Source organism: Gardnerella sp. c17Ua_118 (genome assembly GCF_055804255.1).
This window is the reverse complement of record NZ_JANUYT010000001.1, coordinates 349,592-367,557: the sequence shown is the minus strand read 5'-3', so window position 1 is coordinate 367,557 and position 17,966 is coordinate 349,592. Positions and strand designations below refer to the sequence as shown.

Here is a 17,966-nt window from a genome sequence, read left to right as displayed (position 1 = left end):
TATTTTATAGCTTATTTAACAAGAATTTATTAAGCGTTAAGAGATCGCAAAAATTGCATTTGAACAATACTTTCAGAAGAATCGTTTCTAAAAAGCATTCTAGATCTAGCAACAGAAAGAGTTCGCGCAATAACAAACATACCCTCATTAACAGTGACTTTTGCAGCTTCGTCAATAATCTCATACGCATTAACATCTGGCCAATTCACAACATTATTTATTTCTAGCATTTCTTTTGCTTGATGCAAGCTTTTAGGAACAGAAATGCATTGAGATTCAACTCTACTTAAGAGTTCTGCAAGCTCTACTTCTAGAGATTCATTTTTTTCGCTAAACAAGTCATCTGCAACCATATATGCAGCAACAGCTAGAGGGAAGTTATCTTGCATCCACTCTGCATATGCTAGCCTGTAGTAAATAAACGCAGCGTCTTCTCTATCAAAACAGACTTGTAAAGCGTTTAAGCATACTGCTTCTACAGAAGGCCAATCTTCTTGACGAGATAATTGCGAAGCTAGCTTTAAGTGAGATATAACATATGTTGGAGCGTAAGAAACCATTGTATTTAGATGTTTTAGCGCCTCTTTACTTCTTCCAAGCTGGCCGAGTAAATCCGCAATCTCCATATGCGCGTAGAAAAGTCCGTCTGATATAAGCCTCATTTGCTCGTTTTGCGTTGCAAACATGCGATTATAAACAACGCGCTCAGCATACGAGTTAAAGTATCTTGGAACAACGTCTCCAGAAGCAAACATATCGTCAAAATGCTTTATATTGTTTTCATACTCTTCGATTGCACTGTCTAAGTCTCCACTCATAAATTGTTCGTGAGCACGCACTCGCATATTGTAAATATCTTTTGAAGCGCTAAACGATATTTCTGGTATTTCTTTTTCGTCTATTAACGCGCTTATTACATGGTTTGCTTGATTATTTAGCTCTGGATCGTTAATGCTTTCAACAATACCCATTGCCATACGAGCTTTTTCTGCATTCGTCATAATTGCTTTAGACGCTATGTGATTAAAATCAGCAACCGCTTGTTGTAAAACGTCTTCGCGCTGGATTGAAAGGCCTTTTGCATCTTGAGTCGCTAACAATTCTTGCGACTTTGCGTCAAAAATTATGTCGGAAAACTCTGGTTCTTCTTGAGCACCATGCGGCGCAAAGCAGCTGTCTCTTAAGTCAAACGTTGGCTCAATTTGGCTTAATGCGCCGTTTTCGTCGACTTGCAAAGTTGCATTAAACTTTTTATAGGTTTCAAGAGGATTATTTAATCCGTATGCGCGTATGTGTTTTAAGAACGACTTTCTAGTAAAAGTAACAGTTAGCAAAGGTATAATCGAAGGCGATTTGCTAAAAGCTGCTATTGGGTCTTCGTTTTTTGCGCTATTATTGCTATCGCTATTATCACTACGATTAGTGTTACTACTGTTATCACTGTTGTTTGCGCTTGCATCTTCAAGGTTTTCTACAACGCTTTCAACAAAATTATCTGAAGCACTATCCGAGCTACTATCTGCGTTCGATCCTAAATTAGCAAATCCATTGCTAACGTCTCCATGAATATCTCCATCTTTTGGATCGCCTTTTGCTCTTGAAGCATTTTTATTCATGTGATTAATCGCATTAATCGTTTGGCTTAAAATTTTATTCATTGCAACGTCTTGTGCTGCAACCATTTCCTCTAAGCCGATTGAATCCAATCGTATTGAAACGTTTTGCACTTCTTCGCTAGCTCCAAAAGCAATAGTAGCCAATATTAATCCAATACGAAGATTGTAGTTAGTTGTCATTTTGGATCTATTTTGTTCGCTTATTGGAACAAAATCTTTTTTAGCAGAATCGTATGTTAAAGCAGGCATCATTGAATTGCCTGTTGCCATAAATGCTAATGCAACATTTCCACTATCTAAATTAGATCTAAAATCAGCATCGAACCTAAAAGGCAAATAAAGACTTCTGATTAGTTCAGAAAGTCTTTGCCTGTACGACCATTCACAATTAGAAGATCCGTTAGCTTTATAAATATACAAATCATTAGATTTTCTTGCACGATTAAGCAAATGCAATAATGGCCTAATATTGTTGTCTTGCAACGGATTGCCAAAAGAATTCATGTCAATTTCGCCACTTGCGCAAAAAGCTGGATCGTTTATAAAAGCCATATCCATTGCGCAAACTTGATTATAAGTTGCGTTATTTTCTGTTAAATCACCGCCATTAGAGCAGTTTTCTTCTAAGCAATTGCTAATAGACTGGAATCTATTTATTGCTCCTTCTATACGCAAAGCTTTTAACGCGGATTTTGCTTCCAAAGAATCATCCCAAACTAAAAAGTTTGCGTCTGAACATTTAGATTTTTGCAAGTGCAATCTTTCAGCGGCGTGTTCAGCCTCTAATGCCCCAGCATCCTCTAATGCTCCAGCGTCTGCCATTAAGTACGTAAAATATTTCTCCATTGCAGAAACGCGTAAACCAGCTCTTTCTGCTGTGTTTGCATCGCAAACGCTTCTCCTAATAGCGCTCAAAGGTGCTTCTTTTGTAAGATGCCTAAATATGTTTCCAGACCCAAATCCACTAAAAGCTAACAACATATCTGGCACAAAGAATGATGCAAAATAGGATATAGCGATTGCGTCAAAATAACTAAGATTGCAACGCAAATTATTAGGCAAATCTACACGCGTTTCTTCTAGCGTATAAGTTTCTTTTTTAGTATTTGCTTTGCGAATCCAAGACGACACCCATTGAATTCCGTCATCTTTAGAAGTCTGAACAACAACATCTCCCTTAATAACAACTAAATCATTATTTGACTTATTCTTAAAACAACTTTTTTTGATATGGCTTGCGCTATGGCTCGCTTTATGGCTTTCTCGAGTAGTTTTTTTATCAATGCAACCGTAGAATCTATGTGAGTTAGAAAGAGTCATAGAGTTTTGCTCAACAAAAGACAATTCGGGTATATTTTCCGTTGTATCTTCAATTGTTACAGTGTGCCCTTCGTAAACTCTGCCTTCTAAATCAGCAACAGCAACTTGGTAAAAACGTTTGCAATCTTTGCTAAACAATCCAATTGAAATACCTTGTTTTTTGCCATAAATCTTAATCCAGCCCAGTTTTGTTGAGCTAGGCATAAAAGGAAAATCGTTAAAAATATGTTTTTTTGAAAATAGCTTAACAGGAATTGAGTTTTTGCTTTCCCAAAGCGTATCGATTGTACGTAGCGCAATCTGCATGCTTCTATCTGCGTCATAATTGCAATTTTTTGCATCATGGCAGATTGAATCAGCGTTATTGCTAGATTGCACTTGGTTTTGCATAATCCCCATTCTTTCTTATTGCACAACTTTAACGTAAGACAATAAAATTCTACACAATTGATTTATACGCATCTTATTGATTCTTACTGAACATTCTAAGTATAGCGAACATTCTAAATATAAATGATTGTTGAATCGCAAGCATGCAATCAAATTTTATCGAAAATCTTACTAAGATTCTGCTAAATCATGTTAAATATGCAAATAATATAATCGCAACTATTTTTTATGCAAATTCGCGCAAGTTCCATAAATAATCGTGCATAATCCTTCCATAATCTTGTCTACTGGAGAAGCAGCTCGCCAATTTAAGTACAGTGAGCGGTAGGGCTTTGGACTATTAAACTCGCGAATTGTTAAACCAGCTGGCTGAACAATAGGAGGGAGAGTTGCAAGACGTGGCAGCAATGTTACATCTTTGCTTCCAACAACCATGTATCGTAAGGTTTCCAAAGATGTTGCACAAAATTCGGACTGTTTTGCTCCAACCTTTTGACAAACATCAATCATACTTCGTCTCATACAATGTCCATCTTCCAAAAGAAGTATTTTTTGACTAGATAATTGAGACAAGTCGATTGGAGATTTTTGGTTTCCCAATTGCGAATTTGTTGACGCTGCTAAAACAAAATCTTCATCAAAAATGTGATTAACCTTTATTGACGATTCGTCTAACTTTTCGCTCAATATTTCTGCATCGATTTGACCATTATTTAGCAATTCGATTAAAGTTGCAGACTTTTCTTCAACAAAACGAATAGTAAAATTCGGCTTAATCTTACGCAAAACAGGTATTATTCTAGGCAAAAGATATGGGCATAATGTTGGGAAAATGCCCAAAACTATTGTAGAAGACCAAGGATCTTCTAGGCGCCTTGCTGCTTGATAAATGTTAGAAACATCCGAATGAATACGCTTTGCATAATACACTACTTCTCTTCCTGCAGGAGTTAGAATCTGCTTTCCAGGAGTTCGCTCAATAAGACAAACTCCAAGCGTGTCTTCTAGCTTTTTAATCTGCGTAGATAAAGTTGGCTGAGAAACGTGCATGCGCTCGGCAGCTTTTGTAAAGCTTTCTTCTTTTGCAAAAGCAATTAAGTATTCAAGCGATTTAATGTTCAAGTATTTATCTTTCTATGCGTTTATAGGCGTGCTATATGCGTATTCTACGCGCGTTCTATGAATGTTCCAGGCATGATTTTAATTATGTGGGTCTCTAATTAAATAGTCGAAAGCGCTAAGAGCTGCATTTGCGCCAGACCCGTATGCTGTAACAATCTGCTTATAAGGCTCATCCGAGCAATCGCCAGCAGCAAAAATGCCAGGAATACTCGTGCATCCTTTTCTATCTGTTACTATTTCTGCCCGATTGTTTAAGCTTAGTTTATTTGCCACCCACTTTGTATTTGGCATTAAACCAATTTGAACAAACACTCCGTCTGTGTGCAAAATTTTCTCACGATTTTCCGCATTATTCTCATTGCGATCCATATAATGCACTGCGCTAACTTTTTTGTTATCTCCTTCTATTTTGCTAAGAGATGCACTTGTTATTACATTCGTATTAGAAAGAGAATGCAAAGTGTTTAGCAATATTTGATCCGCTTTAAGAGAATCCATAAACTCTATAACAGTAACGTGATTTGCAATTCCTGCTAAGTCTATTGCAGCTTCGACTCCAGAATTTCCTCCACCAACAACTACAACATTCTTGTTCTTAAACAAAGGGCCATCGCAATGCGGGCAGAACGACACTCCCCTGTTTCTGTATTCATCTTCTCCAGGAACGCCAAGTGTTCTCCACGTAGCGCCTGTTGCAATAATCACCGCTTTAGCTTTTAGACTTCCGCCAGATTTAGTGTTAATCGTGTGTAATCCGTAAGGTTCTTATGCAACGTCTAAAGACGTAGCCCAATCGGGAGTAAATACGTCAATATTGTATTGAGCAATGTGGTTTGTTAAATCGTTAGCAAGTTTTGCGCCTGTTGTGTGCGTTTGAGAAATGTGGTTTTCAATGCTTTCTGTTTCAACAACCTGACCGCCTCTGTGGTCCATAATCATTGCTGTTTTAAGACCTTTTCTAGCTGTGTAAATCGCAGCAGCGCTCGCAGCAGGACCTCCGCCTACAATAAGAACGTCGTATGGGTTTTTAGCGTTCATTTTTTGCGCTAGTGAAGAATCGCTAGCCTCCGTAGAATCGCTAGCCTCCGTAGAATCGCTAGAATCGCTCGAATCGCTAGAATCCCCATTTTCTTCTTGTCTTAAAAGCATCGCAACTAATTCGTCTATAGATGACCTTCCAGAAGAAATCATCTTTCCGTTTTCAAAAACAGCAGGAACACTCATTACGCCAAGAGCATCTACCTCGTCTTTGAAAGCGCTTCCTTCTACAGCAATATGCTTTACTTTTGGATTGATAATCGAAATTGTATTAAGTGACTGAACAACCTCTGGGCAATTAATGCAAGTAACAGACATGTATGTAGTAATATCATGACTTCCAAGTTGCAAAATTGCTTTGCGCTGGTCTTCGCTTATTTTGGGAGCATAACCACTTACTTGTAAAATAGCCAAAACTAAAGAGCTAAACTCGTGACCAAGTGGCAAACCTGCAAAACTTACAGAAACGTTATTTTGCGGATTAGTAATTGAAAAACTTGGGATTCGCTTCGTGCTACTTTTATCATCTTTTATAACAGTGATTTTGTTGCTTTGATTTGCTACTTCTTGCAAAAGCTCAATAACTTTTTGAGAATTTTCACTGCTATCAACGTACGCAACAAGATTAATCGGATTAACCATTTTTTCTAACAATCCAGCAAGTTGAGTAGTTAAATTTGAATCTAATAAAGTCATTATTTTCACTTTCTGTAGCAATCAAAGCAACGTGTAAATTGTGTTAAAATCAGTCGATAAAATCAGCAGTTAAAATAAGAAATAAAATCAACTGTTAAAATCAGATTTTCCCAACTAAGTCAATAGATGGAGCAAGTGTTTCTTCTCCCTGCTCCCACTTTGCTGGGCATACTTCTCCTGGATGGGCTGCAATAAATTGAGCAGCTTTAACTTTGCGAAGCATCTCGTCGGCGTTTCTGCCGATTCCATCTGCTGTCATCTCATAGAATTGAATATTGCCTTGAGGATCCACCAAAAAAGTTGCGCGATGAGCTAAACCAGATTCCTCATTTAGCGCATTAAAGTTTCTAGAAAGCGCGCCATTTGGGTCTCCAAGCATTGTGTATTGAACTTTTGCAATAGCTTTAGAATCATCGTGCCAAGCTTTGTGAACAAAGTGTGTGTCTGTTGAAACAGAATAAACTTCTACACCTAACTTTTGAAGCTCTTCATAGTGGTTTGCAAGATCTTCAAGCTCTGTTGGGCACACGAATGAAAAGTCTGCTGGATAGAAGAAGAAAATAGCCCATTTTCCAAGAACGTCATTGTCGCTTACTTCTACAAAATTGCCATTCTTGTATCCATTTACCTTAAATGGAAGAATATGCGTACCAATAAGGCTCATAATAACTCCAATCTTTACTTGTTTGCTAAAATCTTTTATTGCTTTTGCAATATTTTTAGTTAAACGTGTTAAATAGTTTGCTTAGGAATCTAGATTTAACCGTATTTTTATAATAGATTATTTATATTAATAATCCTATATATATAGATAATCTCTATAGACTTACACATGTTATATCAATAATGGCGTTGAAAACTAACTTGACTTTACAAAATTCTGGAATATTAAGTTTGTTAGCAAAAACAAAACAAAACTATCAAAAATGGGATTATGAGCCAAAAGCTAACTTACTAATTCTATTTTAAGAACGTTCATCATCTTAGCTTTACGCACTTTTAGCCTATAAACAAGAATTGCGCACTCAAAATTGAATCAAGCGCGCAATTCTATTAATCATTAATAAGATAATAATAGGATTTTAATGATTTACCTTATATCTTGATGGAATGGGTTAAAAACAACACTACAACGCTGGAAACTCTTAACATCAACATATCCAGTAGATGCCATAGTGCGTCTTAAAGCACCAATAAGGTTAGTCTTTCCATCTGCCATATGACTTGGTCCAAACAAGATATTCTCAAGAGGAGCAACAGTTCCAACATTCGTGCGCATACCGCGCGGCAAAGAAGGATGACGAGCTTCTGCTCCCCAATGCATTCCGCGTCCTGGAGCCTCAGTTGCACGCGCTAAAGGAGTTCCAAGCATTACTGCATCTGCTCCCATAGCAAGCGCCTTAATAAAGTTTCCAGACGTCCCCATTCCGCCATCTGCAATAATTTGAACGTATCGTCCGCCAGACTCGTCCATATAATCTCTGCGAGCTTCTGCAACGTCTGCAATAGCAGTTGCCATAGGCGCTTGAACTCCGAGCGTATTCATTGTTGCAGAAACTGCTCCACCGCCAAAACCAACAAGGATTCCAGCAGCACCAGTTCGCATAAGATGCAATGCGGAAGTGTAGTCTGCACAACCTCCAACAATAACTGGAACGTCTAAATCGTAAATAAACTTCTTTAAGTCAAGAGGCTCATGGTCTTTAGAAACGTGTTCTGCACTAACAGCAGTTCCGCGAATAACAAATAAATCAACGCCTGCTTCTAGAACAGTAGAATAAAATTCTTGAGTGCGTTGCGGAGAAAGAGCACCTGCAACCGTAACACCTGCATCGCGAATTGTGTGCAAGCGCTTAACAATAAGTTCTGGCTTGATTGGCTCCGAATAAATCTCCTGTATGCGCTTAGTTGCAACTTCGTCTTTAAGCTCTGAGATTTCTTTAAGAAGTGGTTCTGGATTCTCGTAACGAGTCCACAATCCTTCCAAATCTAGCACGCCCAACGCTCCCATTTGGCCCATTGCAATAGCCGTATCTGGGCTTGTAACAGAATCCATTGGCGCAGCAATCACTGGTACGTCAAAACTATAAGCGTCGACTTGCCATGATGTAGATACAGCCTTTGGGTCGCGAGAACGACGAGAAGGAAGTATAGCAATATCGTCTAGTGAGTAAGCAACTCGGGCTTTTTTGCCCAAACCTATTTCGATTTCTTGAGACATACTTATAAGGCTAGTTGCTTATCATGACTAATCAACATGCCATAGAATTGTTTAGATTTATTGAGAGTGCAAAAACTCATAAATAGTTTTAGCTTTTAACAAACCTATTCCAGGAACTTTTTGCAACTCTTCTATGCTTGCTTCTTTTAGATTTTTAACACTACCAAATGCGCAAAGCAAACGTTTTTTATAAGATTCGCCAATTCCAGGAATTGAGTCAATAGATGAATACAACATTGCCTTTGCACGTTTTTTCCTATGATAAGCAATCGCAAAGCGATGAGATTCATCTCTAGCTCTTTGAAGCAAATACAATCCTTCGGAGCTTCTTTTTAGAATAATTGGGTATTGACTATTAGGTAACCAAACTTCTTCTAATTTTTTAGACAATCCACATACTGTTATGTCTTTAACATTGCAATCAATCATTGCTTTTTGAGCTGCTTTTGCTTGCTCAATACCACCATCAACAATTACAAGATTAGGCTTGTACGCAAATTTTTTAGAGTACGATTGTGGAGGATTTTCTACGCTATCATCATCCACATCGCTATTACTTTCATCTTTATGCTTAAAACGTCTAGAAATAGTTTCATATAATGCGCTTAAATCGTCTAGTTGGCCAATGCCATTAGGTCCTTTTATAGAAAATCTTCTATATTCACTAGGTTTAGCAATTCCATCTTCAAAAACAACCATTGATGCAACTTGATATCTTCCATCAGCCGAGTTTGAAATATCATAGCATTCAATTCGCAATGGAGCTTCACTCATTGAAAGAGCTGCAGCAACTTGATTCATAGCATTAGTTCTAGATTCTAAAGTAGAAATCCTACTTGTTTTCATCTGTTTTAGAGACTGCTCAGCGTTCAAGTTTGCTTGATCCATAAGCGAGCGCTTATCTCCACGTTCTGCAACTTTAATAGTTACTTTTGAACCTCTTAAACCACTAAGCCAGCTTTCAAGATTTTCTTTTTGAGAGTTATCTAATTCAATAGGAACAATAATCTCCCTAGGAATCGGGCAAATAGGGTCAAGCAAATCCCCTCTTCCAGTTGTTTCTTGGCGCTTTTTGCGTTCTTTTGTTTCTTTAGCTCTATACGACGAATTTATATTTTGGCCACTAGAATAGTCGATTTGTAACGCATTCCTGGATTGCTCTATTTTTAAAGAGTTTTCATATTGCAAATCATTATTTGATTCATATTCAGAATAAACTCGTATAAGCAAATTTGCGATTATATCTGCATCACTAATGTCTTCGCTTCTTTCGACTTGCCAATTTTTTTCTCCGCGAATCAGTCCTTCTCTAACAAAAAACGCGTGAACGCATGCATCAATCGAATCTGCACTAAATCCAAAAACATCAGCTTCTACTTGATCGTTAAAAACAACAGAATTTTGTTGAATAACAGTTCTAAAAATGTTGATTTTGTCTCTTATTTTTGCAGCATTTTCAAAATCTAAATTATCGCTTAACTCCTTCATTTTTCTAGTTAAATCGTTAATGTAGGAATCTCCAATAGCGCCAGTTAAAATGCCAACTAATTGTTCAACATTGTTTCTATGCGTTTTTTTGTCTACTTTTTGAACGCAAGGTGCGGAGCATTTTCCAATAGACGCAAGAAGACAAGGTCTTCCTGTTTTTTGTGCTTTATTAAAAACAGACTGTCTGCATGTTCTAACTGGAAAAGTTTTTAGCAAAGAATCCAAACTGTGTTTTAATTGCCAAACTTTTGCATACGGTCCAAAATATTGCGTTGACTTTGAGTTTCGATTTCTAGTAATCCAAACTCTTGGAAAATCATCGTTTACCGATACAGCAATATATGGGTATGTTTTATCATCTTTAAAAACAATGTTGAATTTTGGATTAAACTCTTTAATCCAAGTATATTCAAGAGTTAAAGCCTCAAGCTCTGTGTTTACAACAGTCCATTCTAAGCTTCTAGCTGTTAATACCATTGATTGCGTTCTAGGATGAAGCTGATTTAATGGCTGAAAATAATTCGATAGCCTGTTTCTTAAACTTTTTGCTTTTCCAACGTATATTACTTTTCCACGCTCATCTCTCCACTTGTATACTCCAGGCTGATTTGGAATATCGGAAGTTTTTGGCCTAAATAAATCACGACTATCTCCTAAAAGAGGAGCACCAAAGTCATTTTTAGATGAATTTTCAAAGTAGTTAGCATTACTTTCATCATATTTAGATTGGTGAGTTTTCTTCCACTCTCCCCTACTAGTTTCTATATTTTCTCTAGTTTCTCTATCTTCTCTAATATTTGATTCTTTAGAATTTAGAATATTCATTATCTCACCTCCTTTCATAAAATTATTCATAAAATTATTCATAAAATTTTACTTATAACTTCTGATTTTGTTACTCTTTGAGCATTGACTTTAAGAATTTACCCGTCCAGCTATATTGCACTTTTGCAACATCTTCTGGAGTGCCAGTTGCTACGATTTCGCCGCCTTTATCTCCTCCTTCTGGGCCTAAATCTATAATCCAATCTGCGCATTTTACAACATCAAGATTGTGCTCAATAACTATTACACTATTGCCTTTATCTACTAAAGATTGAAGAACACTTAAAAGCTTACGAACATCTTCAAAATGCAAGCCCGTAGTAGGTTCATCTAAAATATAAACGGTTTTTCCAGTAGAACGCTTTTGTAGTTCTGTAGCAAGCTTTACTCTTTGCGACTCTCCGCCAGAAAGTGTTGGCGCGCTTTGACCAAGCCGAATATAGCCTAATCCAACTTTAACCAATGTGTCTAAATATCTAGAAATAGACGGATATGCTTTAAAGAACACAGCAGCTTGCGATATTGGCATATCTAGCACGTCTGAAATAGTTTTACCATTGTACTTTACTTCTAGAGTGTCTCGATTATATCTTTTTCCGTGGCATTCTTCGCATTGCACGTATACGTCTGGCAAAAAATTCATCTCGATTTTAAGCGTTCCGTCTCCGCTACAAGCCTCGCATCTTCCGCCTTTTACGTTAAACGAGAATCTTCCAGGGCCGTACCCTCTAACTTTTGCTTCTGGAGTTTGAGCAAAAAGCGAACGGATCTTATCCCAAACTCCAGTATATGTAGCAGGATTTGATCTTGGTGTTCTACCAATAGGATTTTGATCTACGTGAACAACCTTATCGCAATTGTCTACTCCATCAACGCGCTTATGCAATCCTGGAACAATGCGAGCGCCGTTTAGCTTATCTGCTAAAACTGGGTAAAGTATTGAGTTTATTAAGCTTGACTTTCCAGATCCAGAAACTCCTGTTATGCAAGTAAATACGCCTAAAGGTATTTCTACATCTATGTTTTTAAGATTGTGTTCTTTTGCACCAACAATAGTTAACATACGACTTTTGTTGATTTTGCGACGCTTTTTAGGAACATCTATTGTTCGTCTTTTTGCAATATAGTCTCCTGTAATTGATCGCTTTGCCTCTGTTATGTGTCTTGCAGGGCCGCAATATACAACTTCTCCACCGTTTTCTCCAGCTTCTGGACCAATGTCTACAAGCCAGTCTGACTTTCGTATTGTATCTTCGTCGTGTTCTACAACTATAAGCGTATTTCCAAGATCTCTAAGATTATGCAACGTTGATATAAGCTTTTCGTTATCTCTTTGATGAAGACCAATAGACGGTTCGTCAAGAACGTACATAACTCCAACTAGTCCAGACCCTATTTGCGTTGCAAGTCTTATTCTTTGCGCTTCTCCGCCAGAAAGAGTTTTTGCTGCTCTAGAAAGAGTTAAGTAGTTTAAGCCAACGTCATTTAAGAATCCTAGTCTTGCTTTGATTTCTTTTACAATCTCTTTAGCAATTATCTTTTTTGAGCCTTCTAGATTTAACGAATTAATCCATTCAAGACTTTTTTCAATAGGCATATCGCATACGTCTGCGATTGAGCACGAGCCAACTTTAATAGACAAGACTTCTGGATTGAGTCTTTTTCCTTTGCATGTTAAGCATGGCACTTCTCGCATGTATGACTCGTAGTATTGACGCATTTGATCTGAGTCTGTTTCGTCATGCTTACGCATAAGAGTACGCACTACGCCCTCAAATCCTGTTGAATACTCTCTCTGCCTACCCCATCGATTTTTATACGATACTTTTACTTCAAAATCATGGCCATAGAGTATTGAATCTTGCACATCTTTTGGAAGATTTTCCCACGGCGTATCCATACTAAAGCCAAGCTCTATGCTTAAGCCTTTTAACACGTGCTTGTAGTATTCTCCAGCTGCTTTATTCAATGCCCAAGGTTCTATAGCACCTTCGTTAAGTGATTTTTCTGTATTTGGAACAACAAGAGCAGGGTCAATCTCTAGATTGTAACCTATTCCAGAGCAATCATGGCATGCTCCATACGGAGCGTTGAATGAGAACGTTCTTGGCTCTATCTCTAATAGATTAAATTGATGACTATTAGGGCACGCCATATTTTCGGAAAAACTTTGACGCCTGTTTTTAGAAGAAGCATCTTCGTCTACAAAATCCGCAACAACAATACCTTTAGAAAGCTTTAATGCTGTTTCTATAGAATCTGTAAGACGTGTACGTATACCATCTTTTATAACTAATCTATCTACAATAACTTCGATTGTGTGTTTCTTTTGCTTTTCTAAAACAATATCTTCGGAAAGCTCTCGCATTTGCCCATCTACAAGCGCTCTAGAATAGCCGTCTGACCTAAGAAGAGTAATAGTATCTTTAAACTCACCTTTTCTGCCGTTAACAATAGGAGCCAGTAATTGCAACCTTGTTTTTTGCGGCAAAGAAAGCAATGCGTTAGCTATTTGTTGAGGGGTTTGCGCACTAACGATTTCGCCACATTTAGGGCAATGTGGAACACCTACGCGAGCAAAAAGAAGCCTTAAATAGTCATAAATCTCCGTAATTGTGCCAACAGTAGAACGAGGATTGCGATTAGTAGTTTTTTGGTCAATAGACACTGCTGGGCTTAAGCCTTCAATAAAATCTACGTCTGGCTTATCCATTCTTCCAAGGAATTGCCTTGCATACGCGCTTAAGGATTCCACATAACGCCTTTGACCTTCTGCAAAAAGAGTGTCAAAAGCAAGAGAAGATTTACCAGAACCAGATAGTCCAGTAAAAACAATCATCCTATTTCTAGGCAATTGTAAATTAACGTTCTTTAGATTATGCTCTCTTGCACCTTGAACAGTTATTTTTAAGTCGGAAGGAACATCACTTAAGTCGTATACTAAATTACCATTATTTTTTATAATTGGCGCAGAATCAATAAACGATTGAAGTACATTGTTTTTTTGACGACTATTTCCATATTTAGCATTCATGTTTGTAGCATTCATATTTGCATCTTTTATTGAAAGTGACTGCTTACTTTGTAAAGAATCCAAGTGTTTTTGCATTCTACCTCCTTAAGATGCTTTAGCGTATATGAATCAAAATTGCAAAACTAAATCTTGATTACGTACCTGTTTTGTAATATCATTCATTATAGAACACATGTTCGAAATATGTTGCTTACTGCGTGTTGCTAATCCTATGCAAGCCTAACGGTATAATCGGGAGTTTGGTTAACATATTTCAATTAATATTTTAATTACGATTTTACAAGAATAAAACTTAAGGGGTGGGTAAAAAATGGCCATTGACGCACAAGGACTTACTATACAAATTGGTGCGCGCACGCTATTAAACCCAACAGATTTTCATGTTACAAAAGGCGACAAAATAGGCTTAGTCGGAAGGAATGGCGCTGGAAAAACAACACTTACGCGCGTAATTACTGCAGAAACACTTCCAGCTGGCGGAAGCGTAAAAGTAAGCGGCTCTTTAGGGTACCTTCCACAAGACACACATGCAGCAGATCCAGAGCAAAGCGCGCTAGATAGGATTATGAGCGCTCGCGATATTTCGTCAATCGTATCTCGTATACGAAAAGCAGAAAAAGACATGACGAATCCAGATCCAGATATTATGACAAAAGCAATGAATCGCTACGATAAAGCGATTAATGATTTTGAAAAAGCTGGTGGGTACGCTGTTCAATCGGAAGCAATATCAATGGCAAACAGCCTTGGACTCCCCCAAGAAGTTATGAAACAAGCTCTTGGAACACTTTCTGGCGGCCAACGCAGACGAATCGAACTCGCGCGAATACTTTTCTCCAATGCCGATACGCTGATTTTAGACGAACCTACAAACCACTTAGACGCAGATTCCATAGTATGGTTGCGCAATTACTTAAAACGTTTTGAAGGTGGATTCCTTGTTATATCACACTCAACAGAGTTACTAGACGAAGTTGTTAATAAAGTTTGGCATTTAGATGCACAACTTGCGCAAATAGACATGTATTCAATGGGCTGGAAAGCATACTTGCATCAACGCGTTGTAGACGAAGAGAGAAGACGAAGAGAGCGCGAAGTTGCAGAAAAGAAGGCGGAGCGACTTATGAAGCAAGGAATCCGACTTCACGCAAAAGCAACTAAAGCGGTAGCAGCTCAAAACATGATGCGTAGAGCTGAACGCTTATTGAGTGAAACAAGCGAAGCTCAAAAACAAGAAAAAGTAGCAGACATTCGATTCCCAGAGCCTGCTCCTTGCGGCAGAACTCCTATTATGGCTAAAGATATTTCAAAAGCTTACGGATCGAACATTGTATTTGCTGGCATAAATTTGGCTATAGATAAAGGCTCGAGAGTTGTTATTTTGGGATACAATGGCGCTGGAAAAACTACCACTTTGCGCATTCTTGCTGGCGAAGAAAGCGCAGACACTGGCGTTGTTGAATATGGACACGGATGCAAAATAGGCTATTTTGCGCAAGAGCACGATACTTTAGACTTAGATGCAACTGTTTTAGAAAATCTTCAACACGTTGCGCCAGAATTAAACGACACTCAAGCAAGATCAATGCTTGGAAGCTTCCTGTTTTCGGGAGATGACGCAATGAAACCTGCTAAAGTGCTTTCTGGCGGAGAAAAAACTCGCCTAGCATTGGCAACTCTTGTAACTTCTAAAGCAAACGTTCTTTTGCTTGATGAGCCTACTAATAACTTAGACCCAGCTTCTCGCGAAGAAATTCTTAAAGCAATTTCTAAATACGAAGGCGCAATTGTGTTGGTTACTCACGACGAAGGAGCGGTTCTTGCGCTAAACCCAGAAAGAGTTCTTCTTATGCCAGACGGTGACGAAGACTTGTGGAGCGACGACTATCTTGATTTGGTAGCAGAAGAATAGGATTTTAGATTTCTATGAAAAAAACAGCTAATTTTGCAAATTGCGCGCTACACAACATTTTTCGCGTTCTTCGCGCGCCTTTAGCAATCTTGCTGTTAATAGCATTGTTTGAATGCACTGTTGGGAATATTCCATTTTGGAATAGTGTTACTGGCAGCACGGATAGCATGTTTGCTCACAATATTACTGGCCCTGGAATTAAAAGACTTTCTTCTGGAGGACTTTTAATTACAGACCCTTCGGAATCTTATTTAGAAGTTAATTCCGACGGATCTTCGCCGTACATTCAGCTTAAGCCTTCACTAATTACGCCTAAAAAAATTGGCAAAAGTCCCATTAAAACAGACGTGCATGTACGCATTGATGTTAATAAAATCGCTGGAAAGTCTTTAAGCACAAACCCTAGAGCTATTAGTTTTGCTATGCTTCCTGTTCCAGATCAAGCCGTTGGAGTTAAAAGCACGCTTCGATTATGGATACAGCACCCTAAAGGAGACGTTGTAGACGTTGAGGACGCAAAAGCAAATGTTAGAGCACCTTTTAGTTGGAATTGGGGTCGCGTTCTTTTTCTTATAGTCGTTTCAATTTTGATTGCATTGTGGAATCCTTGGTCTAAATTGTGGAAAATAAAACTTAATACAAAAAGTTTTAATCAAAGACTTTTACTAGTTTTATCTTGGACTCCATTTATTGCTATAGCTGTTGTTGCAATTGTTTGGAATGTTTTTAACGCTATTCCAATGCATTTTGACGTTGCTGGAAACTACACGTACGATTTTGATCAATACGCGCACACAGCAGACGCTCTTATTAAAGGAAAAACTTATCTTGATTTGCCTGTTCCTAAGCAAATGCAAAATCTTACTAATCCGTACGATCCAATTGCAAGAAACAAGCTTCTTTCTAATTTAGTGCACAATATTTATTGGGATCACGCATATTACAACGGCCATTGGTACTCGTATTTTGGCGTAATTCCAGCTGTTTTATTCTTTATGCCTTATAGACTTATATCGAGTTTGTGGATTAATGGCGGAAGTATGCTTCCAACAGCAATCGCAACTCTTATATGCCTAGTGGGATTCTTAATTTCGGGCTCTCTTCTAGTGATTAGACTTATTGAGCGAATAAACAAACGAGCGTCTCTTGCTTGCGTGTCTATTTGCTTAGCATTGTTCTTTATTACATCTAACACTGTTTACTTGTGGTTTAGAACATCATTCTATAGTGTTCCGATGGCAGCTTCGCTATTCTTTACATCTTTAGGATTATGGTTTTATCTTGGCGCTTCTAAAAATGGCATTGCAAAAGATGAAAATCAAGCACAAGAATCCAACGAATCTTGCAATTCTATTCACCAAATATCCGCTAAGCACATTGCTTTAGGTTCTTTGTTTATATCTCTAAATCTAGGGTGCAGACCAACATTTATAATCGCATTTTTGTTTGCAATACCGCTTTTTTACAACAATATTTACTTCTATTTTAAGCATTTAATTTCTAGCAAGAAAATTATAAAAGAAGACTTAAAGCAAATAATAAAGCTAGTTTTAAGCGTGATTGTGCCGTTTGTAATAGTTGCAATACCAATAGGATTGTATAACGCTTTAAGATTTGGGTCGCCATTTAACTTTGGTAACGAATATCAAATTACTATTACAGACATGACTACAATGCGTCTTCCTGTGCAAAACATTATTCCTTCAATTTTAAGTTATTTAGCTTTGCCATTACGCTTTACACCAGCTTTCCCTTGGATTTCGATTAATCCTATTGCTTTCAATAGATGGCAATACGCAGAGCCAATGATTGGCGGAATGTTTACCCTTGCTCCATTGGCATTTATTGGCGTTATTTGTTCTTTGTTAATGACTAAAAAAATGAGCAAATTTGCGTCAAGACTTACTATATGTGCTTTGATTCTTGCAATGATTGTTGTTGTTTTCAACAGCTTAAAAGCAGGAATTGGATGGCGTTATATTGCTGACTTTGGATGGGTGTTCTCACTAAGCGCAATAATCGGAATTACTGTTTTTCTAGAAAAATACGCAAACGTAGAAGATTGCACAACTTTGCGCTCGAAAGTTATGTGTTACACAATACGAATTGTAGTTTTAGCAATGCTATTTTTCTCTATTGCAATCGCTTTCTTAGGTTGGTTTGTTCCAGGAAGAGAAGATTCAGTTTTGCGATTCAATCCAGGGCTTTGGCACTACGTTAGATGTTGGTTTACGCTAATCTAGTCTAAAGCTTAAGAACACGAGTCTTTTAGATTTCTTTCTAGATTACTTCTTAAAGTTCTTA

8 protein-coding genes and 1 pseudogene are annotated in these 17,966 nt (G+C 37.8%); 2 read left to right on the top strand and 7 right to left on the bottom strand.

All coding sequences use genetic code 11. From position 1 onward, the window contains the following. Positions 1–29: 29 nt before the first annotated feature. The 7 genes and pseudogenes from NYP69_RS01565 to uvrA form a co-directional block, all read right to left on the bottom strand. Positions 30–3,326 (bottom strand): tetratricopeptide repeat protein, encoded by a 3,297-nt coding sequence (locus NYP69_RS01565; protein ID WP_473412870.1) that lies wholly within the window; start codon positions 3,324–3,326, stop codon positions 30–32. A 219-nt stretch (positions 3,327–3,545) separates the two neighbouring features. Further along, a complete protein-coding gene (locus NYP69_RS01560; RefSeq protein WP_473412869.1) occupies positions 3,546–4,448 on the bottom strand; it encodes a LysR substrate-binding domain-containing protein in 903 nt (300 codons plus the stop codon). Between the two features lie 78 nt (positions 4,449–4,526). Beyond that, positions 4,527–6,182, bottom strand: a pseudogene (gene ahpF, locus NYP69_RS01555) (alkyl hydroperoxide reductase subunit F). Between the two features lie 100 nt (positions 6,183–6,282). Further along, a complete protein-coding gene (ahpC, locus tag NYP69_RS01550; protein WP_004130901.1) occupies positions 6,283–6,846 on the bottom strand; it encodes an alkyl hydroperoxide reductase subunit C in 564 nt (187 codons plus the stop codon). A gap of 426 nt (positions 6,847–7,272) precedes the next feature. Then, the gene (locus NYP69_RS01545; RefSeq protein WP_004130903.1) at positions 7,273–8,403 is read right to left on the bottom strand and encodes a GuaB3 family IMP dehydrogenase-related protein; all 1,131 of its coding nucleotides are present in this window, start codon (positions 8,401–8,403) and stop codon (positions 7,273–7,275) included. A gap of 57 nt (positions 8,404–8,460) precedes the next feature. Beyond that, the gene (gene uvrC / locus NYP69_RS01540; RefSeq protein WP_473410500.1) at positions 8,461–10,716 is read right to left on the bottom strand and encodes an excinuclease ABC subunit UvrC; all 2,256 of its coding nucleotides are present in this window, start codon (positions 10,714–10,716) and stop codon (positions 8,461–8,463) included. Between the two features lie 70 nt (positions 10,717–10,786). Next, the gene (uvrA, locus tag NYP69_RS01535) at positions 10,787–13,765 is read right to left on the bottom strand and encodes an excinuclease ABC subunit UvrA (protein ID WP_415691559.1); all 2,979 of its coding nucleotides are present in this window, start codon (positions 13,763–13,765) and stop codon (positions 10,787–10,789) included. Positions 13,766–14,060: 295 nt separating this feature from the next. Here uvrA and NYP69_RS01530 point away from each other — a divergent pair, with 295 nt between their 5' ends. Beyond that, positions 14,061–15,662, top strand: a complete 1,602-nt coding sequence (locus NYP69_RS01530) for an ABC-F family ATP-binding cassette domain-containing protein (RefSeq protein ID WP_004130910.1) — start codon at positions 14,061–14,063, stop codon at positions 15,660–15,662. A 14-nt stretch (positions 15,663–15,676) separates the two neighbouring features. Beyond that, complete coding sequence (locus NYP69_RS01525) at positions 15,677–17,905, top strand: hypothetical protein (RefSeq protein ID WP_004130912.1); 2,229 nt, start codon at positions 15,677–15,679, stop codon at positions 17,903–17,905. Positions 17,906–17,966: the final 61 nt, after the last annotated feature.